This is a genomic window from Streptomyces sp. NPDC001480 (assembly GCF_042894725.1).
Taxonomy (GTDB): Bacteria; Actinomycetota; Actinomycetes; order Streptomycetales; family Streptomycetaceae; genus Streptomyces.
The window spans coordinates 433176-451992 of sequence record NZ_JBIAVX010000003.1 but is presented as its reverse complement, the minus strand read 5'-3'; the positions used below and the strand labels follow the sequence as shown (position 1 = coordinate 451992).

The window sequence follows — 18817 nt, the reverse complement described above, 5'->3', positions numbered from 1 at the left end:
AGTAACCGCAGTCCCGGACGCCACTGTTCACAAGTGCACCGCGCGACCTACGCTTGATCGCCATGGCACCCTCATCGGCCGGCAGGCCCAGGACCCGCGTCCACGTGGTCAGTGATGTGCACGGCAATGCCCGTGACCTGGCCCGAGCCGGGGAGGGAGCCGACGCGCTGATCTGTCTCGGCGACCTCGTCCTCTTCCTCGACTACGCCGACCACTCGCGCGGCATCTTCCCCGACCTGTTCGGCGAGGAGAACGCCGACCGCCTCGTCGAACTGCGTACCGCCCGCCGCTTCGAGGAGGCCCGGGAGCTCGGGGCCCGGCTGTGGGCGGGCATCGACGCCGACCGGGCCACCGCCATCGAGAAGGCGGTGCGCAAGCAGTACGCCGAGCTGTTCGCCGCGTTCCCGGCACCGACGTACGCGACGTACGGCAATGTCGACATGCCGCCGCTGTGGCGGGAGTACGCCGGCCCCGGCACGACCGTCCTGGACGGCGAGCGGGTGGAGATCGGCGGCCGCGTCTTCGGCTTCGTCGGCGGCGGTCTGCGCACCCCGATGCGGACGCCGTACGAGATCAGCGACGAGGAGTACGCGGCGAAGATCGAGGCCGTCGGCGAGGTGGACGTGCTGTGCACGCACATCCCGCCCGAGGTCCCGGAGCTGGTCTACGACACGGTCGCCCGCCGCTTCGAACGCGGCAGCCGCGCCCTGCTGGACGCGATCCGCCGCACCAGACCGCGCTACTCCCTCTTCGGCCACGTCCACCAGCCGCTGGTGAAGCGGATGCGGATCGGGGCGACCGAGTGCGTGAACGTGGGGCACTTCGCCGGCACCGGGAAGCCCTGGGCGCTGGAATGGTGAGGGACCGGGGGGTACTGGGTGAAGTCGCCTGGTGGCGGGCGCGGTAGCCTTCCGCTGCACACCAGTGCGCAGGACGCGCCCGCACGGCGACCACGCACGACGACCACCCGATAACCGGCCCGCATCTGGAGGAGCCACGGCGATGGCGGAACACACCAGCTCGAGCATCACGATCGAGGCGGCACCGGCCGACGTCATGGGGGTGATCGCCGACTTCGCCCGCTACCCGGACTGGACCGGCGAGGTGAAGGAGGCGGAGGTCCTCAAGAGCGACGACCGGGGCCGCGCCGAGCAGGTCCGGCTCGTCATGGACGCGGGCGCCATCAAGGACGACCAGACCCTCGCCTACACCTGGACCGGCGAGAACGAGGTCTCCTGGACCCTGGTGAAGTCCCAGATGCTGCGCTCCCTCGACGGCTCGTACATCCTGAAGCCCACCGGCGCGGGGACGACCGAGGTCACCTACCTGCTGACCGTGGACGTCAAGATCCCCATGCTCGGCATGATCAAGCGCAAGGCCGAGAAGGTCATCATCGACCGGGCGCTGGCGGGGCTGAAGAAGCGCGTGGAGTCGGGCGAGCAGTAGCGCTGCCCGGAGCATGTGCCGGGCACAGGTAGCGTCGGCACCATGCGTACCATCCTGATCACGGGCCCGGGCGGCTGCGGACGTACGACCGTCGCCGCGGCCACCGCGCTGCGAGCGGCGGGCGACGGCGTCGACACCCTCGTGCTGAGCGCCGACCGCACGGACACCCTCGGCGCGGCGCTGGGCACGGCGACGGGACCGGTCCCGGTCCGGGCCGCCGACCGCCTCACCGCCTGGCGGCCGGACGCCACCGAGCGCTTCCGGGACGACCTCACCGCCTTCCAGAGCCGCGCCGCGAACGTCCTCGACCTGCTCGGCGCCGCCCGCCTGGACGCCGAGGAGGTCACCCCGCTCCCCGGCGCCGAGGAACTGTCCTTCCTGCGCGCCCTGCGGGACGCGGCCCTCTCCGAGCGGTACGAACTGCTCGTCGTCGACCTGCCGCCCGCCTCCCGGGCCCTCGCCCTGCTCTCCCTGCCGGAGGAACTGCGCCGGTACCTGCGCCGCCTCCTCCCGCCCGAGCGGCAGGCGGCCCGCGCCCTGCGCCCCGTCCTCGGCCGGCTCGCCGGGGTCCCCATGCCCGCGGACTGGCTGTACGAGACGGCAGGCCGCTGGGACGTCGAACTCGCCGCCGTGGAAAGCGTCCTCGCCGACCGCGACACCGCCGTCCACCTGGTCGCCGAACCGGGCCCGGCAGCCGCCGACGCCGTACGCGGCGCATGCCTCGGCCTCGCCCTGCGCGGGCTGCGCACCGAGGCGCTGATCGCCAACCGCGTCCTGCCCGAGACCGCCCACGACCCCTGGCTGTCCCGCCCGTCGTCCGACCACCACCCCTCAACGAGCTTCGCGCCCCTTTGGGATCTCACCGCCCAGCAGGGCAAGACCCTCGCCGAGTGGCGCGAGTCCTACGACGTCCACGTTGTCGCCCACCTCGGCCACGACCCGCGCGGCGCCGACGACCTCGCCGCGCTCGCCGTGCCCGGCGTCAACCCGGCGCCCGCCCCGGTCGAGTGGCCGGTCACCGACCGGATCGCCGAGGACGGCGTACTGGTCTGGCACATCCCGCTGCCCGGCGCCATACGGGACGAACTCGACCTCATCCGGCGCGGGGACGAAATCGTGATCACGGCCGGCCCGTTCCGCCGGATCGTCCCGCTGCCCTCCGCCCTGCGCCGCTGCACCGTCGCCGGGGCCGCCCTGCGCGAGGGCGAGCTGCGCATCCGGTTCGCCCCGGACCCGGGCCTGTGGCCGCGCGGGACCTGACGGACGATGAACCGGAGAGCCCCGTTCGGGTAACGTCGTAAGGGCGAAACGTAGTCAGGAGACCGTCATGAGCGAAGAGCGCCCCACGCCCGACGACTCCGAACCGGAGGCGGCCGACCAGGTACGGGCGACCGACGCCGACGCCTGGGCCACGGCCTGCGCCGAGGACCTCGCGGCGGAGAAGGCCCGCCGCCGCGCCGAACACGGCCCGCCCCCCGGCTCGGCCGCGGAGGAACTGCGCAGGCTCGTCGACGCGGTCGCCGACAAGCTGTCCGGCATCCAGTCCCCGCTGCTCGGCGCGGTCGCCGGACCGGCCGCACAGCAGGTGGTCCGGCAGGTCGTACAGCAGGCCAAGGCGGCCGTGGAGCCCGTCATAGAGCGCAACCCGGACGTCTTCGACCACCTGGCGGCGGCGGGGAACGAGCTGCTGGCCGCCTACCGCTCGGCCGTCCAGGCCCAGGAGCAGCGCTGGACCTCCCGTCCGGGCGGCCTCCAGGACGCCCCTAGGTCCGACTGGGACGATCGCGACGACCGGGGTGAGGGCACCGGTCCCGGGGAGCGCATCGACTTGGACTGACGGCTGAGGGCAGGGCCTCGGGTACGGTTGGCGGTAGCGGGGCTCGACCGAAACTGAGGGATTCATGGGACTCACCATCGGCGTCGACATCGGCGGCACGAAGATCGCGGCCGGCGTGGTCGACGAGGAAGGCAACATCCTCTCGACCTTCAAGGTGCCGACCCCGGGTACGCCCGAGGGCATCGTGGACGCCATCGCCTCGGCCGTGGAGGGCGCCCGCGCCGGGCACGAGATCGTCGGCGTGGGCATCGGCGCCGCCGGCTACGTCAACCGCCAGCGCTCAACGGTCTACTTCGCGCCCAACATCGACTGGCGCCAGGAACCGCTGAAGGAGAAGGTCGAGGCCCGCGTGGGCCTCCCGGTCGTCGTCGAGAACGACGCCAACGCCGCCGCGTGGGGCGAGTACAAGTTCGGCGCCGGCAAGGGCCACCGCAACGTCATCTGCATCACGCTCGGCACCGGCCTCGGCGGCGGCATCATCATCGGCAACAAGCTGCGCCGCGGCCACTTCGGCGTCGCCGCCGAGTTCGGCCACATCCGGATGGTCCCCGACGGCCTGCTGTGCGGCTGCGGCTCGCAGGGCTGCTGGGAGCAGTACGCCTCCGGACGCGCCCTCGTCAGATACGCCAAGCAGCGCGCCAACGCCACCCCCGAGCTCGCCGAGATCCTGCTCGCCCTCGGCGACGGCACCCCCGACGGCATCGAGGGCAAGCACATCTCCATGGCCGCCCGCCAGGGCGACCCGGTCGCCGTCGACTCCTACCGCGAGCTGGCCCGCTGGGCCGGTGCCGGCCTCGCCGACCTCGCCTCCCTCTTCGACCCCTCCGCCTTCATCGTCGGCGGCGGCCTCTCCGAGGAGGGCGAGCTGGTCCTCGACCCGATCCGCAAGTCCTACAAGCGCTGGCTGGTCGGCGGCAACTGGCGCCCGGTCGCCGACGTGATCGCCGCACAGCTCGGCAACAAGGCGGGCCTCGTCGGCGCGGCGGACCTGGCCCGCGAGCCCGACCCGATCATGTAAGAGACGTATGACGCACAGGGGCGCGGGGTCACGGACCTCGCGCCCCTCTTCGTCGGGCGTACATTGATCGCCATGGAGCCGCTGCCGAACTCCCTCACCGAGCCCGACGGTGCAGCCATCATCCGCGTCCTCAGCTACAACATCCGCTCCATGCGCGACGACACCGACGCCCTCGCCCGCGTCATCACCGCCTGCGCCCCCGACCTCGTCCTCGTCCAGGAAGCCCCCCGCTTCTTCCGCTGGCGCAAGAAGCTGGCCCGCCTGGCGGCCGCCTCCGGCCAGGTGATCCTCTCGGGCGGCGCGACGGCCGCGGGACCGGCGGTCCTCTGCTCGCTCCGGGCCACCGTCGAACGCACCGAGGACGTCCTGCTCCCGCTCACCCCCGGGCAGCACCGCCGCGGCTTCGCCACGGCGGTGATCCGGTTCGGCGGCGCCCGCCTCGGCGTCCTCAGCTGTCACCTCAGCCTCCACGAGGAGGAGCGGTACGAGCAGGGCGGCATGCTCCTCGACCGCCTGGCCGGAATGGGCGTGGAGCACGCGGTGGCGGGCGGCGATCTCAACGAGCGCCCCGAGGGCCCGACCTTCCGGCGGCTCGCCGACACGCTGCACGACTGCCGGGCCACCGCCCCCTGGGGCGGCGAGCACACCTGGACCCGCGACGAGCCCCACCGCCGCATCGACGCGATCTTCGCCACGAAGGGCATCGAGGTACTGGGCTGCGGGGTACCGCTGGGCCATCCGGGAGTGACCGAGGCCGATCTCGCGAGGGCGACGGACCACCTGCCCGTGCTGGCAGCGCTGCGGGTGCCCGCAGCCTGAGCGGGAGGTTCCGCGTCGAGGGCGGCCACGGACCGTCTTCCGGTCCGTGGCCGCCCTCAGAGTCCCGGCCGCGTAGAGCGAAGCTCAGACGACGGCGCCCCGTCCCGGGTCGTCGTCGCCCTCGTCGTCCGTCCGCATCCGCGCCACCAGCGCGGTGAAGCCGCCGAGGAAGCCGCCGATACCGGCGGTCGCCAGCCACCAGGTCATCTCCCAGCCGAACAGCACGGCCAGCAGGAGCAGGACCGGTCCGCCGATCACACCCAGCCAGGCGAACTTCGCAGTCGTGTCGGCGGCGGGCAGCGGCGGCGGCTCGGGCGGCACGAAGTGGCCCTCGTCGTCCTCGTCGAAGTCGTCATCGGACGCCTCGGGCGCCGTGTAGTCGCGCGGGCCCACACCGGGCGCGAAGGACACGGAGCTGCCCAGCGGCCCGGCGGGCGGCCGCCGCTGCTCCTCGCCGTCGTCCGTGTTCCTCCTGAGCTTCGTCTCGATGTCGTTGTCGAGGTCCTTCTCGGGCAGCGCGAGATCCTCCACCGCCCTGAACGGCTTGGCGCCCGGCGGGTCCGGCGGCTCCGCGCCGTATCCGGCGACGATCGCCGCCCAGGCCGCCTCCTCGTCGAGGGGCACGCCCTTCTCGTCCGGCTCGCGGTCCTCGCGGTCGGAGTCGTGCTCAGCCAACTGCGGCCGTCCCTTCCTTGCCGACACTGGGTGCGAGCCGGCCGATGAAGGCGAGGCTCTCCTCGAAGATCCGGTCCGCATCGTGGTCCAACGTCGCCACGTGGTAACTCTGTTCCAGCACGACCTCGGTTACGTCCGTCGACGACACCCGGCTCAGGATGCGGGCCGAATCGACCGCCGGCACCACATGGTCGTGCGCGCTGCGCAGGAGCAGCAGCGGCTGGGTGACCTGCGGCAGCTCGCCGTCCAGCAGCCGGAAGAAGTTCCGCACGGAGTGGGCGGCGTGCAGCGGCACCCGGTCGTACCCCACCTCCGCCGCGCCCTCCTTCGCGATGTCGCTCGCGATGCCCTTCGTGGTACGGACGAAATGCCGGGCCGCCGGAAGCGCGTACGCGGACAGGCCGTGCACCTTGTTCGCCGGATTGACGACCACGACGCCCTGCACCGTGTCCCCGTGCTTGACGGCGAGCCGCAGCGCGAGCGCCCCGCCCATCGACAGGCCCGCCACGAACACCCGCTCGCACCGCTCGCGCAGCAGCCGCAGTTCGCGGTCCACCTCCGCGTACCAGTCCTGCCAGCGGGTGACCTGCATGTCCTCCCAGCTCGTGCCGTGCCCGGGCAGCAGCGGCAGCGAGACGGTCAGGCCGTGCGCCGCGTGCTGCTCAGCCCACGGACGCAGCGACTGCGGCGAGCCGGTGAACCCGTGGCAGAGCAGGACACCCACCGGACCGCCCTCGTGGCGGTACGGCTCGGCTCCGGGGAGAACCGGCACGTCGGTCTCCTGTTCGTGAGAAGGGCCTTCATGAGAAGAGTGTGAACGACTCCAGGTGCTGCTTCACCGTACGCGACCGCACTGACACCGACCAGGGCCGTCGGCGCCTTTGACGGCGGAGCGGGTTAAGGTCTGATCGACGGAAACAGGAGGCACTCGGTTGTTGTACGGCACGATGAAGGTCGCCATCGGGGGACCGCTGAAGGTCGCCTTCAGACCCTGGGTGGAAGGCCTGGAGAACGTTCCGGCCGAGGGTGCCGCCATTCTGGCGAGCAACCACCTGTCGTTCTCGGACTCGTTCTTCCTGCCCGCGGTCCTCGACCGCAAGGTCACCTTCATCGCGAAGGCGGAGTACTTCACCACGCCCGGCGTGAAGGGCCGGCTCACCGCGGCCTTCTTCAAGGGCGTCGGCCAGCTCCCGGTGGACCGCTCCGGCGCGCGCGGCGCGGGCGAGGCGGCGATCAGGAGCGGGATAGAGGTCCTGGAGCGCGGTGAGCTCTTCGGCATCTACCCCGAGGGCACCCGCTCGCCCGACGGCCGCCTGTACCGGGGCAAACCCGGCGGTCTCGCCCGCGTGGCCCTCGCCACCGGCGCGCCGGTCATCCCCGTCGCGATGATCGACACGGAGAAGATCCAGCCGCCCGGGAAGGTCGTCCCCAAGCTGATGCGGCCCGGCATCCGCATCGGCAAGCCCCTGGACTTCAGCCGCTACCAGGGCATGGAGCACGACCGCTTCGTGCTGCGGGCGGTGACCGACGAGGTCATGTACGAGATCATGAAGCTCTCCGGCCAGGAGTACGTCGACATGTACGCCACCGCCGCCAAGCGCCGGATCGCGGAGGCCGCGAAGGCGTCCAAGGAGGCGGAGAAGGCCGAGAAGAAGAAGGCCGAGTCCTAGGGGCCCGGCGGCCGGGGCAGGGGGGTGGGGGGACGTGCCGAGGCGCGAGAAGGTCATGCGGATGTCGGTCGAGCTGCCGCTGTGGCGTGCGCTCACCGGCTACCGGGTGCTGACGATGCTGTACGCGATCGGACTGTGCGCCACCGCGTACGACCAGTTCGTCCGTCCCTGGATCGCGATCGCCTACTACGTCGTCCTGGTCGGGTGGACCCTGGCCACCCTGCCCCGGGCGGCGAACGCGGCGAGCTGCACCAAGCGCTTCCTCGCCGCCGACCTGACGATCGCGCTCACCGGCATCCTGCTCACCCCGCTCGCCGACGCCCACCACCGGATCGTCGAGGGCGGGCCGACGCTGCCGTCGATATGGACCGCCGGATCGGTGCTGGCCTTCGCGATCAAGGGCGGCTGGCGCTGGGCGGCCCTGGCCTCCACGCTGGTCGCCGTCGCCAACCTGATCGAGCGCGGCCGCCCCGCCCGCGACACCGTGCACAACGTGATCCTGGTGTGGGTCGCCTCCATCGCCATCGGCTACGTCGTCGAGGTGGCCCGCGCCTCCGAGCGCACCCTCGCCCGCGCCCTGGAGATCGAGGCCGCCACCCGGGAGCGGGAGCGGCTGGCCCGGGACATCCACGACAGCGTGCTCCAGGTGCTGGCCATGGTGCAGCGGCGCGGCGCGGTCATCGGCGGCGAGGCGGCCGAGCTGGGCCGCATGGCGGGGGAGCAGGAGGTGGCGCTGCGCACGCTGGTCTCCGGCGGTCTGGTGCCCGTCCCGCGCGTCTCCGAGGACCCGGCCGAGGGGGCGGTCGTACGGGCGGTGGACGAGCCGGACGACACCGCCGGCCCCGGCGGCCCGGTCGACCTGCGCTCGCTGCTCGCGCCGTACGCCTGCGCCCGGGTCAGCCTCGCCGAACCCGGTGCCCCGGTGTTCCTGCCGGCCGGCGCGGCACGGGAGCTGGCCGCGGCCGTCGGCGCCGCCCTGGACAACGTCCGGCGGCACGCGGGCGAGGACGCGCGGGCCTGGATCCTGGTCGAGGACGAGCCGGACGAGGTCGTGGTGACCGTACGGGACGACGGTCCCGGCATCCCTCAGGGGCGGCTCGTCCAGGCCGAGGGCGAGGGGCGGCTCGGGGTGGCCCTGTCCATCCGGGGGCGGCTGCGCGACCTCGGCGGCAGCGCGGAGCTGCTGTCGACTCCGGGGCAGGGCACGGAAGTCGAACTGAAGGTACCGAAGGACCACGAGGACCGGCGGGCCTCCCGGGGGAAGGCGGACAAACGATGACGGAGCAGCGGGACCCGATCAGGGTCATGGTGGTCGACGACCACCCGATGTGGCGCGACGCGGTCGCCCGGGACCTGGCCGAGTCCGGTTTCGAGGTGGTCGCCACCGCCGGGGACGGCGAACAGGCGGTGCGCCGCGCCAAGGCCGCCGCCCCCGACGTCCTCGTCCTGGACCTCAACCTGCCCGCGAAGCCGGGCGTACAGGTCTGCAAGGAACTGGTGGCCGCCAACCCGGCGCTGCGCGTGCTGGTGCTGTCGGCGAGCGGCGAGCACGCCGACGTCCTGGAGGCGGTGAAGTCCGGTGCCACCGGCTATCTGCTGAAGTCGGCGTCCACGGAGGAACTGCTGGACGCGGTGCGCCGTACGGCGGTCGGCGACCCGGTCTTCACGCCCGGCCTCGCCGGTCTCGTCCTCGGCGAGTACCGTCGGCTCGCCTCCGAGCCCGCGCCCGCCCCGGACACCGACGAACCGAAGGCGCCCCGGCTCACCGACCGTGAGACCGAGGTGCTGCGGCTGGTCGCCAAGGGCCTGAGCTACAAGCAGATCGCCGAACGCCTGGTCATCTCGCACCGCACGGTGCAGAACCACGTCCAGAACACCCTGGGCAAGCTCCAGTTGCACAACCGGGTCGAGCTCGTGCGGTACGCGATAGAGCGCGGGCTTGACGACGAGTAAAGCGAACGCCCGACAGTTCACCGGAATTGCCCTTCCCGCCTCTCGCTGTGTGACCTGAGTCACGGCTACCGTGACTCTCCGTCAGGCAACCGCTGCGAAGGGACATTTCCATGCGGGTCGGAGTACTGACCGGAGGCGGCGACTGCCCCGGGCTCAACGCCGTCATCCGGGGCATCGTGCGCAAGGGCGTACAGGAGTACGGCTACGACTTCGTCGGCTTCCGGGACGGCTGGCGAGGGCCCCTGGAGGGCGACACCGTCCGCCTCGACATCCCCACCGTGCGGGGCATCCTGCCCCGCGGCGGCACGATCCTCGGCTCCTCGCGGACCAACCCCCTCAAGCAGGAGGACGGCGTCCGCCGGATCAAGGACAACCTCGCCAAGCAGGAGGTCGAGGCGCTGATCACGATCGGCGGCGAGGACACCCTCGGGGTGGCCGCGCGGCTGTCGGAGGAGTACGGCGTGCCGTGCGTGGGCGTGCCCAAGACCATCGACAACGACCTGTCCGCCACCGACTACACCTTCGGCTTCGACACCGCGGTCGGCATCGCCACCGAGGCCATCGACCGGCTGCACACCACCGCCGAGTCCCACATGCGCGTCCTGGTCTGCGAGGTGATGGGCCGTCACGCCGGCTGGATCGCCCTGCACTCCGGGCTCGCGGGCGGCGCCAACGTCATCCTCATCCCCGAGCAGCGCTTCGACCTCGACCAGGTCTGCGCCTGGATCACCTCCCGCTTCAAGGCCTCCTACGCCCCGATCGTCGTGATCGCGGAGGGCGCCATGCCGAAGGACGGCGACGTGGTCCTCAAGGACGGGTCGCTCGACTCCTTCGGCCACGTCCGGCTGTCCGGGGTCGGCGAGTGGCTGGCCAAGGAGATCGAGAGGCGCACCGGCAAGGAGGCCCGCACCACCGTGCTGGGGCACATCCAGCGCGGCGGCACCCCCAGCGCCTTCGACCGCTGGCTCGCCACCCGCTTCGGCCTGCACGCCATCGACTGCGTCCGCGACGGCGACTTCGGCAAGATGGTCGCCCTGCGCGGCACCGACATCGTCCGTGTCCCGATCTCCGAGGCCACGGCGAAGCTGAAGACGGTGGACCCCGCGCTGTACGCGGAGGTCGGCGTCTTCTTCGGCTGACCGTCCGGTCCGGGCCCGGGGAGCCGTGAGGTCCCCGGGCCCGCCCGCTCAGCTCGTGCTGCCCGCCGTGCGGAGCCGGGCCATCAGCTCCCGCACGACCGCCGCCCCGTTCAGGGTCAGCACCGACTCCGGGTGGAACTGCACCCCGGCGAACCCGGGACCGCGTACGGCGTGCACCTCGCCGTTCTCCGCCCGGCTCACCTCGACCCCGTGCGCGGCCAGCTCCCGGGCGGTCTCCTCGTCGCAGTGGGCGACGAAGCTGTTGTAGAAGCCGACCGTCTCCGGCCGTCCGAAGAGGTCGATCGTCGTCTGCGCCCCCTGGTACGGCACCCGCTTGCGTACGAGGTCCAGGCCCAGCTCGGCCGTGATCAGCTCGTGGCCCAGGCACACCCCGAGCACACCGTGCCGGTGCTCCCGGATCACCTCGGCGGCGAGCGTGCGCAGGAGGCGCATCTTCGGGTCGGTCAGGTCCGAGGGGTCACCCGGGCCCGGCCCGAGCACGACCGGCCCCTCGTGTGCGAGTACCGCCTCCTGCAGCCCCAGCTCGTCGTACCGCCGGACGGTCACCTCCAGCCCGCCGGAGCGGAGCACGTGCGCCAGCATCGCCGTGAAGGTGTCCTCGCCGTCGACGACCAGGGCGTGACCGTCCAGGGCGGCGGACCGCTCCTGCATCCGCAGCCAGAACGGCGCCAGCGACGAGCGGCGCCCCTCCAGCGCGGCCTGCACCCGGGGATCGTCGGCCAGCCGGGGCCGCCCCCGCTCCGCGCGCGGCCGCGAGGGCCGTACCCCGAGGGCCGAGAGGACGCCGGCCGCCTTCGCGTGCGTCTCGGCGACCTCGCCCGCCGGGTCCGAGCCGCGGACGAGCGTGGCGCCGACCGGGACGCGCAGCCGCCCCTCGCCCGAGATGTCCGCGGTGCGGATCAGGATCGGGGAGTCCAGGGTCTGGGCCCCGCCGGAGTCCCGGCCGAGCAGGGCCAGCGCACCGGCGTAGTAGCCGCGCCCCCCGACCTCGTGGCGCCCGATCACCCGGCACGCGTTCTGCACCGGCGACCCGGTGACGGTCGCCGCGAACATCGTCTCCCTCAGCACCTCCCGTACGTCCAGGGAGGACTTCCCGCGCAGCTCGTACTCGGTGTGCGCGAGGTGCGCCATCTCCCTCAGCCGGGGGCCGACCACGACCCCGCCCATGTCGCCGACGGTGCACATCATCTTGAGCTCCTCGTCGACCACCATCGACAGCTCCTCGATCTCCTTGCCGTCGGCGAGGAAGTCGAGCAGGTGCTCGGCCGTGGGCCCCTGGGCCGGATAGCGGTACGTCCCGCTGATCGGGTTCATGACGACGGTGCCGCCGGACATCCGCACGTGCACCTCCGGGCTGGCCCCGACCAGGGTGCGCTCCCCGGTGTACACGACGAAGGTCCAGTACGCGCCCCGCTCGCCCTCCAGCAGCCGCCGGAACAGCGCGAGGGCGTCGCCTCTGGAGAACCCGGGGATCTGCCCCTCGTACGTCCGCCGGATCACGAAGTTGGCGCCCTCCCCCCGCCCGATCTCCTCGTGCAGCACGCGCCCGACGATCTCGCCGTACTCCTCGTCGCCGACGTCGAACCGGCCGCCCTCGACCCGCACCTCGTGATCCGGCAGTGACGCCAGTGCCTCGTCCAGCGGAATCTCGTACGACTCCTCGGGCGTCAGCACCAGCAGGGGCGTGCCGTCGTCGCGGACGTCGAAGCCGCGCTCCCGGATCTGCCGGAACGGCACGAGCGCGAGGCCCTCGTCGGGCAGGTCGGCGAGGCGCTCCCGCGAGGTGACGGGACCGAGCAGCACCTCCACCACGTGCTCCTCGCGGCCCGGCGTACGACGGCGTAGCAGGGCGAAGGGGCGGGACTCGGACAAGAGGTCCTGGAGATTCATGGGTCATCCTTCTCGACAGAGAGGGACGACCCCGGGAAACACCGAAGGCCGCCCTCGGGCGGCCTTCGCGAAGTCTTGCGTACGCGCAGTCAGTGGGCCGCCGGATGAGCGGTCCACCACCAGTTCTGGGTCGAAAGCGCGAACATGCGGGGAACCCTACCGCACCGGCCGCCGGTCCGTACGGTGATCACTCCGTCTCACTGGTCGAGCTGCGGGGAAATCCCTAGCCGCGACCCCGTAGTGTTTACGGGGTGACCGTGAACGCTAAGACCAGCGCGAGCGCTGGCAACACCTGGCGAGACCTGCCCGCGGCGCAGCAGCCCGAGTACCCCGACACCGAGGCTCTGCGCGCAGTGATCGCGGACCTCGAGTCGTATCCGCCGCTCGTCTTCGCGGGCGAGTGCGACCAGCTGCGCGCCCGGATGGCGGCCGTCGCCAAGGGAGAGGCGTTCCTCCTCCAGGGCGGCGACTGCGCCGAGGCCTTCGACGCGGTGTCCGCCGACCACATCCGCAACAAGCTCAAGACGCTGCTCCAGATGGGCGCCGTGCTGACGTACGCCGCGTCCGTGCCCGTGGTGAAGGTCGGCCGTATCGCCGGCCAGTACTCCAAGCCGCGCTCCAAGCCGACCGAGACCCGCGACGGTGTGACGCTCCCGACCTACCGGGGCGACTCCGTCAACGGCTTCGACTTCACCGAGGCCGCGCGGATCCCCGACCCGGAGCGGCTGAAGCGGATGTACCACGCGTCCGCCTCCACCCTGAACCTGGTGCGCGCCTTCACCACCGGCGGCTACGCCGACCTGCGCCAGGTGCACGCCTGGAACCAGGACTTCGTGAAGTCGTCCCCCTCCGGCCAGCGCTATGAGCAGCTGGCCCGCGAGATCGACAACGCGCTGAACTTCATGCGGGCCTGCGGCACCGACCCGGAGGAGTTCAAGACCGTCGAGTTCTTCTCCTCGCACGAGGCGCTGCTGCTGGACTACGAGTCGGCCCTCACCCGGGTCGACTCCCGCACCGGTCAGCTGTACGACGTCTCCGGGCACATGGTGTGGATCGGTGAGCGCACCCGGCAGCTGGACGGCGCGCACATCGAGTTCGCCTCGAAGATCCGCAACCCGATCGGCATCAAGCTCGGCCCGACCACGACGGCCGAGGAGGCGCTCCAGTACATCGAGCGCCTCGACCCGGACCGCGAGCCGGGCCGCCTCACCTTCATCGTCCGCATGGGCGCCGACAAGATCCGCGACCGGCTGCCGCAGCTGGTGGAGAAGGTCACGGCGTCGGGCGCGACGGTGGCCTGGGTGACCGACCCGATGCACGGCAACACCTTCGAGGCGGCCTCCGGGCACAAGACCCGCCGCTTCGACGACGTGCTCGACGAGGTCAAGGGCTTCTTCGAGGTGCACAAGGGCCTCGGCACCCACCCGGGCGGCATCCATGTCGAGCTCACCGGTGACGATGTCACCGAGTGCGTGGGCGGTGGTGACGAGATCTTCGTCGACGATCTGCACCAGCGCTACGAGACGGCCTGCGACCCGCGCCTGAACCGCAGCCAGTCCCTGGACCTGGCGTTCCTCGTGGCGGAGATGTACCGGGACCAGTGAGTGACCTGGGGCGCGGATCACACTCGATCCGCGCCCCTCCCACTTTTGCGGGCTTCACGCGACGGGTAAGGTTAGGTTTGCCTCACCGAAGAAAACGGGATGGCAGTAAGACAGTGATCCCGTCGGGAGGTGAGTCCGCGTGTACGTCTGTAGCTGCTTCGGCATCACGGAGGCCCAGGTCCAGCAGCACGCGGAGGCCGGTGCCTGCACGCCCCGCCAGATAGCGTCGGCCTGCAAGGCCGGCACGGACTGCGGCTCGTGCGTCCGCCGGATCCAGGCCATCCTCGGCCGCGGCGCCTGCCCCCGCCGGGAGGCGGCCGACGAGGGCCGGCCGGTACTGGCCGACCTCCCGGACGCCGCCTAACTCTCCGGCTGTTCGATCAGCTGGGCGATGTAGAGCGCCTCGCCGAGCTTCTCCAGCAGGTCCAGCTGGGTGTCGAGGTAGTCGATGTGGTGCTCCTCGTCGGCGAGGATGTCCTCGAAGATGTTCGCGGACGTGATGTCGCCCTTCTCGCGCATCACCTTGATCCCGCGCTTGAGCCGGTCGATCGCCTCCACCTCGACCTGCTTGTCCGCCTCGAACATCTCCCTGACCGTCTGGCCCACGCGCACATGGAACAGGCGCTGGTAGTTCGGCAGCCCCTCCAGGAACAGGATCCGGTCGGTGAGCACCTCGGCGTGCTTCATCTCGTCGAACGACTCGTGCCGCGTGTACTTCGCGAGCTTCGTCCAGCCGAAGTTCTCCTGCATCTTCGCGTGCAGGAAGTACTGGTTGATCGCGGTGAGCTCGCCGGTGAGCTGCTCGTTGAGGAACTCGATGACCTCGGGATCGCCCTGCATCGCAGCGGCTCCTTCCACCTGGGGAACAAGGGAGGTTGCGGCGGCATGATTGCATCGGTGTTGATGATCGTCCAGTAAGTGCGCACTTAGTAAGGAAATGGATGCTTGGTACCGATTGCCCGTTTCGGTACCTCCCTGGTCATGTGCACTGCCCGGGGTCTGTCAGGATGGAGGCATGGGTCAGCCGGTGGAGCGCGAGTCTGGAGAATCGGGAGAGGCCGTACGGTCCGAGCTTCCGCCGGGGCAGCGACTTCAGCGCGGCTGGCCGGTCACGCACTACGGGCCCGTGCCCAAGTTCCGGCCTGAGCGCTGGGAGTTCCGGGTCTTCGGCGCCACCGCCGACAGCGAGAAGCACTGCTGGGCCCACGAGGAGTTCACGGCGCTGCCGTACACCACCGTCGTGGCCGACCTGCACTGCGTCACCAAGTTCAGCATGCTCGGCGCCGAATGGGGTGGGATTCCGGCCCGGACGATCCTGGAGATCGCCCCGCCCGCGCCCGACGTCACCCATGTGATGGTCTGGGCGGAGTACGGGTTCAGCTCCAACCTCCGCCTGTCGGACTTCGCCTCCGAGCGCACGCTCTTCGCCACCCACAAGGACGGCGAACTCCTCACCGCCGAGCACGGCTTCCCGCTCCGCCTCGTCGTCCCCCACCTGTACGCCTGGAAGGGCCCCAAGTGGGTCCGCGGCATCGAGTACATGACCACCGACCGCCGCGGCTTCTGGGAGGAGCGCGGCTACCACAACATCGGCGACCCCTGGAAAGAGCAGCGGTACTCCTACCAGGAGGGCCCGGGGGACGGGCCCGAACTCTGACCGGCGCCCCCGCCGTCAGCCGTCCCTGAGCTTCTTCAGGCGCTCCACGTCCGCCGCGTGGCCCTCCTTGCCGCCGGGTGTCTCGATGACCAGGGGGACGCCCGCGGTCGCCGGGTGGGTCATCAGGGCGCGGAAGGGGTCCTCGCCGATGTGGCCGGCGCCGATGTTCTCGTGGCGGTCCTTGTGGGCGCCCACCACGTCCTTGGAGTCGTTGGCGTGGATCAGCTTCAGCCGGCCCTCGCCGACCGTGTCCACCAGCAGGTCCAGCGTCCGGTGCATGCCGCTCGGCCCCGCCAGGTCGTGCCCGGCGGCGAAGACGTGGCAGGTGTCCAGGCACACGCCCAGTCTCGGGTGGGCGTCCAGCGCCTCGAAGTACGGCCCGAAGTCCCAGGTGCGGGAGCAGAGCGAGGCGCCCTGTCCGGCCGTGGACTCCAGCAGCAGATACGGATCGTCGTCGTGGGTGAGCTCGTCCAGCAGCGGCAGCAGATGCTCCCGCACCTGCTTCAGCGCCACGGACCGGTCCCGGCCGCCGGTCGCGCTCCCGGTGTGCACCACCACGCCGAGCGCACCGATCGCCCGCCCCCGGCGCAGCGAGTGCCGCAGGGACTCCACCGACCGCTCCACGGTCGCCTCGGTGTGCGAGCCGAAGTTGATCAGGTACGGCGCGTGGACGTACGCCGGGATCGCCCCCTCCGCGCAGGCCTCGCGGAACGCCTCGTCCTGCCGGGGGTTCCCGGCGGGCGTGGCCCAGCCGCGCGGGTTGGCCACGAAGACCTGCACGGTCTCGGCCTTCAGATCACGGGCGTACGACAGCCCGACGGAATGCAGGCCGCCGGCCACGGGCACGTGACCGCCCACGGGATTGCGGGCGGGGACGGGGGCGGGGACCGGGTCGGGGCCGGGGGCGGCGGGGCCGGAGTGCTGCGGTGTCACCCCTTCAGGGTGTCATGGTCCGGGCGGGCCCCCGTCACCGGATGGTGATCGTGATCGTCGACCCCTTGGGTGCCGTCTGGCCGCCGTCCACGGACTGCTTCTTCACGGTGTCGCCGAACAGCCCGAGCAGTCCACGGTCCTCCTCGACCTTGAAACCGCGGTCCTCCAGCTGCTGGTGGGCGTCGTCCACACTGTCGCCCACCACGTCCGGCACCTCGACCATCACCGGGCCCTTGGACAGGGTCAGCGTCACCGTGTCGCCCTCGGCGGCCTGGCCGTCGCCCGCCGGGGTCTGCCGGGCGACCTTGCCCTTGTCGTACTCGGAGTTGACCTGCTGCGTGGACACCTCCACCTTCAGGCCGGCGCCCTGGAGCTCCTGCTTCGCGCTGTCCAGGTCGTCGCCGGTGACGTCCGGCACGTCGATCGGGCTGCCCTTGCTGACGGTCAGCGCGATCGCCGAGCCCGCGTGCCGCACGGTGCCGGCGACCGGGGCCGTGCGAATCACGGAACCGTTCGGTACGTCCTCGCTGAACTCCCGGGTGACCATGCCCGGCGCCAGTCCCAGCGCCTTCAGCCGCGCTCGCGCCTCGGCGAGCTTGCGGCCCGACAGGTCCGGCACCTTCACGGTCTTCGGGCCGTCGGAGATCGTCAGCGTCACCGAGTCGTTGGTGCGGATGCGGGCGCCGGCCGCCGGGTCGCTGCTGATCACCGTGCCCTTGCGCACGGTGTCGTTGTAGGCGTGCTTGACCTGCTTGACCTTGAGCCCGGCCTTCCCCAGCCGCTCCTCGGCCTGCGCCTGTGTCTTCGTCACCAGCGCAGGGACCCTCGTGAACTGGCCGGAGTTGATGTACCAGACCCCCGCACCGACCCCGAAGACCAGCAGCACGGCCGCGACGACCGTGATGAGCCCGCGCCTCGGCCGCCCCGGCCGGCGCACGGGCGGGTCGGCGGGCGGGCTCTGGAGCACACTGGTCCGGTTGAGGACCGCCCCCGGCTCGTCCGCCTCGTTGACCGGCAGCGGGCGTGGCACCGTCAACGCGCGCGGGATCACGCTCGTCCGGTCCTCGGCGTTGTCGTGCGGGCCGGAGACCGCCTGCGGCGGCACCACGTCCAGCCGCTCCTCACCGACCTGCGCGCGTGCCTCCCGCGCCTGGGCGAGGAAGGCCACGGCATCCTGCGGCCTGAGCTCGGGGGAGCGGGCGGTGGCGGCGGCGACCAGCTCGTCCAGTTCGTACGCCAGACCCGGCACGGCGGCCGAGGGCGGCGGCACGTCCTCGTGGATGTGCCTGTAGAGGATCTGGGCGGGGGTGTCCCCGGAGTGCGGCTTGCCGCCGGTCAGCATCTCGTAGAGCACGACACCACAGGCGTAGACGTCGACGCGCGGATCCGCCGTCCCGTGTTCGATCTGCTCGGGCGCCAGGTACGAGACCGTCCCGAGCACGGCGCCGGTGGTGCTGGTCACCGTGTCCACGGACCGCACGAGCCCGAAGTCGGCCACCTTGACCCGTCCGTCGTCCCCTATCAGGACGTTCTCCGGCTTCATGTCCCGGTGCACGAACCCGGCCCGGTGCGCGGCACCGAGCGCGGCCAGCACCGGCTCCAGGATGTCCAGCGCGGCCCGCGGCTGAAGGGCGCCCCGCTCGCGGAGCACGTCCCGCAGGGTGCACCCGGCGATGTACTCCATGGCGAGATAGACGTATGCCCCATCGGTCCCCTGGTCGAACACCTGTACGACATTGGGGTGGGAGAGCCGGGCCACCGACTTCGCCTCCCGGATGAACCGCTCCACGAACGATCCGTCGGCCGCGAGCGTCGGGTGCATCACCTTGAGCGCGAGGACCCGGTCCAGCCGGGTGTCCAGCGCCCGGTAGACCGTGGCCATCCCGCCGGCCGCGATCCGCGCGTCGACGCGGTACCGGCCGTCGAGCACCTGCCCGACGAGAGGGTCCTGAAGGGTCGTATCCACGCAGGCGAGTCTACGAGCCAGGACCGACACCCCCACGGTTTCGGCCAGGATAGGAGCGCTACTGCAGCCGACCTGTGACGCTTCCCACGCCAGGGGCAGAGCCGACCACGCCCGGAAAGCCGCCAACGGCGATGAAGCCCCACGGGAGACGTCCACCTCTGAACCAACTGGAAACGGGTGGTGCGTGGG

20 protein-coding genes are annotated in these 18817 nt (G+C 71.6%); 13 read left to right on the top strand and 7 right to left on the bottom strand.

Annotated elements, in window-relative coordinates:
- Positions 1-62 precede the first annotated feature (62 nt).
- The 6 genes from ACFY01_RS09360 (at position 63) to ACFY01_RS09335 (ending at position 5120) form a co-directional block, all read left to right on the top strand.
- Complete coding sequence (locus ACFY01_RS09360) at positions 63-860, top strand: metallophosphoesterase (protein ID WP_390735070.1); 798 nt, start codon at positions 63-65, stop codon at positions 858-860.
- Positions 861-1002: 142 nt separating this feature from the next.
- A complete protein-coding gene (locus tag ACFY01_RS09355; RefSeq protein WP_390735069.1) occupies positions 1003-1446 on the top strand; it encodes an SRPBCC family protein in 444 nt (147 codons plus the stop codon).
- Positions 1447-1488: 42 nt separating this feature from the next.
- Complete coding sequence (locus ACFY01_RS09350; RefSeq protein ID WP_390735068.1) at positions 1489-2706, top strand: ArsA family ATPase; 1218 nt, start codon at positions 1489-1491, stop codon at positions 2704-2706.
- A 67-nt stretch (positions 2707-2773) separates the two neighbouring features.
- On the top strand, positions 2774-3283 hold the full coding sequence (locus ACFY01_RS09345) for a DUF5304 domain-containing protein (protein WP_390735067.1): 510 nt from the start codon (positions 2774-2776) through the stop codon (positions 3281-3283).
- Between the two features lie 64 nt (positions 3284-3347).
- Entirely contained in the window at positions 3348-4301 is a 954-nt protein-coding gene (locus tag ACFY01_RS09340) for an ROK family glucokinase (protein ID WP_361437476.1), read from the top strand.
- A 72-nt stretch (positions 4302-4373) separates the two neighbouring features.
- Positions 4374-5120 carry an endonuclease/exonuclease/phosphatase family protein gene (locus ACFY01_RS09335; protein WP_390735066.1) on the top strand — a complete coding sequence of 249 codons (747 nt, stop codon included), beginning with the start codon at positions 4374-4376 and terminating at the stop codon, positions 5118-5120.
- A gap of 84 nt (positions 5121-5204) precedes the next feature.
- Here ACFY01_RS09335 and ACFY01_RS09330 read toward each other — a convergent pair whose 3' ends face one another.
- Both ACFY01_RS09330 and ACFY01_RS09325 read right to left on the bottom strand, forming a co-directional pair.
- Positions 5205-5795 (bottom strand): hypothetical protein, encoded by a 591-nt coding sequence (locus tag ACFY01_RS09330; protein WP_390735065.1) that lies wholly within the window; start codon positions 5793-5795, stop codon positions 5205-5207.
- Positions 5788-6567, bottom strand: coding sequence for an alpha/beta hydrolase (locus tag ACFY01_RS09325; protein ID WP_390735064.1), 780 nt, complete (start codon positions 6565-6567; stop codon positions 5788-5790). Before ACFY01_RS09325 ends, ACFY01_RS09330 begins: the two co-directional genes overlap by 8 nt.
- A gap of 163 nt (positions 6568-6730) precedes the next feature.
- Here ACFY01_RS09325 and ACFY01_RS09320 point away from each other — a divergent pair, with 163 nt between their 5' ends.
- The 4 genes from ACFY01_RS09320 to ACFY01_RS09305 all read left to right on the top strand — a co-directional run bounded on the left by ACFY01_RS09320 (position 6731) and on the right by ACFY01_RS09305 (position 10557).
- Positions 6731-7465, top strand: a complete 735-nt coding sequence (locus ACFY01_RS09320; RefSeq protein ID WP_390735063.1) for a lysophospholipid acyltransferase family protein — start codon at positions 6731-6733, stop codon at positions 7463-7465.
- Between the two features lie 34 nt (positions 7466-7499).
- On the top strand, positions 7500-8744 hold the full coding sequence (macS, locus tag ACFY01_RS09315; RefSeq protein WP_390735062.1) for a MacS family sensor histidine kinase: 1245 nt from the start codon (positions 7500-7502) through the stop codon (positions 8742-8744).
- Positions 8741-9418, top strand: a complete 678-nt coding sequence (locus ACFY01_RS09310; protein WP_390735061.1) for a response regulator — start codon at positions 8741-8743, stop codon at positions 9416-9418. Before macS ends, ACFY01_RS09310 begins: the two co-directional genes overlap by 4 nt.
- 110 nt (positions 9419-9528) lie before the next feature.
- Positions 9529-10557 carry a 6-phosphofructokinase gene (locus tag ACFY01_RS09305; RefSeq protein ID WP_390735060.1) on the top strand — a complete coding sequence of 343 codons (1029 nt, stop codon included), beginning with the start codon at positions 9529-9531 and terminating at the stop codon, positions 10555-10557.
- A 48-nt stretch (positions 10558-10605) separates the two neighbouring features.
- On the opposite strand, the gene ACFY01_RS09300 is transcribed toward ACFY01_RS09305, so the two are convergent.
- Together ACFY01_RS09300 and ACFY01_RS09295 are read right to left on the bottom strand one after the other, a co-directional pair.
- Positions 10606-12468: an anthranilate synthase family protein gene (locus ACFY01_RS09300; RefSeq protein WP_390735059.1), complete on the bottom strand. Its 1863-nt coding sequence runs from the start codon at positions 12466-12468 to the stop codon at positions 10606-10608.
- Between the two features lie 89 nt (positions 12469-12557).
- A complete protein-coding gene (locus tag ACFY01_RS09295; protein ID WP_078912442.1) occupies positions 12558-12614 on the bottom strand; it encodes a trp operon leader peptide in 57 nt (18 codons plus the stop codon).
- Between the two features lie 105 nt (positions 12615-12719).
- Between ACFY01_RS09295 and ACFY01_RS09290 the strand changes: the two genes are divergently transcribed.
- Together ACFY01_RS09290 and ACFY01_RS09285 are read left to right on the top strand one after the other, a co-directional pair.
- Positions 12720-14072 (top strand): class II 3-deoxy-7-phosphoheptulonate synthase, encoded by a 1353-nt coding sequence (locus ACFY01_RS09290; protein ID WP_390735058.1) that lies wholly within the window; start codon positions 12720-12722, stop codon positions 14070-14072.
- A 139-nt stretch (positions 14073-14211) separates the two neighbouring features.
- Positions 14212-14436, top strand: a complete 225-nt coding sequence (locus ACFY01_RS09285; RefSeq protein WP_390735057.1) for a bacterioferritin-associated ferredoxin — start codon at positions 14212-14214, stop codon at positions 14434-14436.
- Here ACFY01_RS09285 and bfr read toward each other — a convergent pair.
- Entirely contained in the window at positions 14433-14912 is a 480-nt protein-coding gene (bfr, locus tag ACFY01_RS09280; protein WP_390735056.1) for a bacterioferritin, read from the bottom strand. The two genes, ACFY01_RS09285 and bfr, sit on opposite strands and share 4 nt — an antisense overlap.
- Positions 14913-15087: 175 nt before the next feature.
- Between bfr and ACFY01_RS09275 the strand changes: the two genes are divergently transcribed.
- Positions 15088-15729: a sulfite oxidase-like oxidoreductase gene (locus ACFY01_RS09275; RefSeq protein ID WP_390735055.1), complete on the top strand. Its 642-nt coding sequence runs from the start codon at positions 15088-15090 to the stop codon at positions 15727-15729.
- A gap of 15 nt (positions 15730-15744) precedes the next feature.
- Here the strand turns inward: ACFY01_RS09275 and ACFY01_RS09270 are convergent, their stop codons facing one another.
- Both ACFY01_RS09270 and pknB read right to left on the bottom strand, forming a co-directional pair.
- Complete coding sequence (locus ACFY01_RS09270; protein WP_390735278.1) at positions 15745-16587, bottom strand: deoxyribonuclease IV; 843 nt, start codon at positions 16585-16587, stop codon at positions 15745-15747.
- 109 nt (positions 16588-16696) lie between these two features.
- Positions 16697-18628, bottom strand: coding sequence for a Stk1 family PASTA domain-containing Ser/Thr kinase (gene pknB, locus ACFY01_RS09265; RefSeq protein ID WP_390735054.1), 1932 nt, complete (start codon positions 18626-18628; stop codon positions 16697-16699).
- Positions 18629-18817 lie beyond the last annotated feature (189 nt).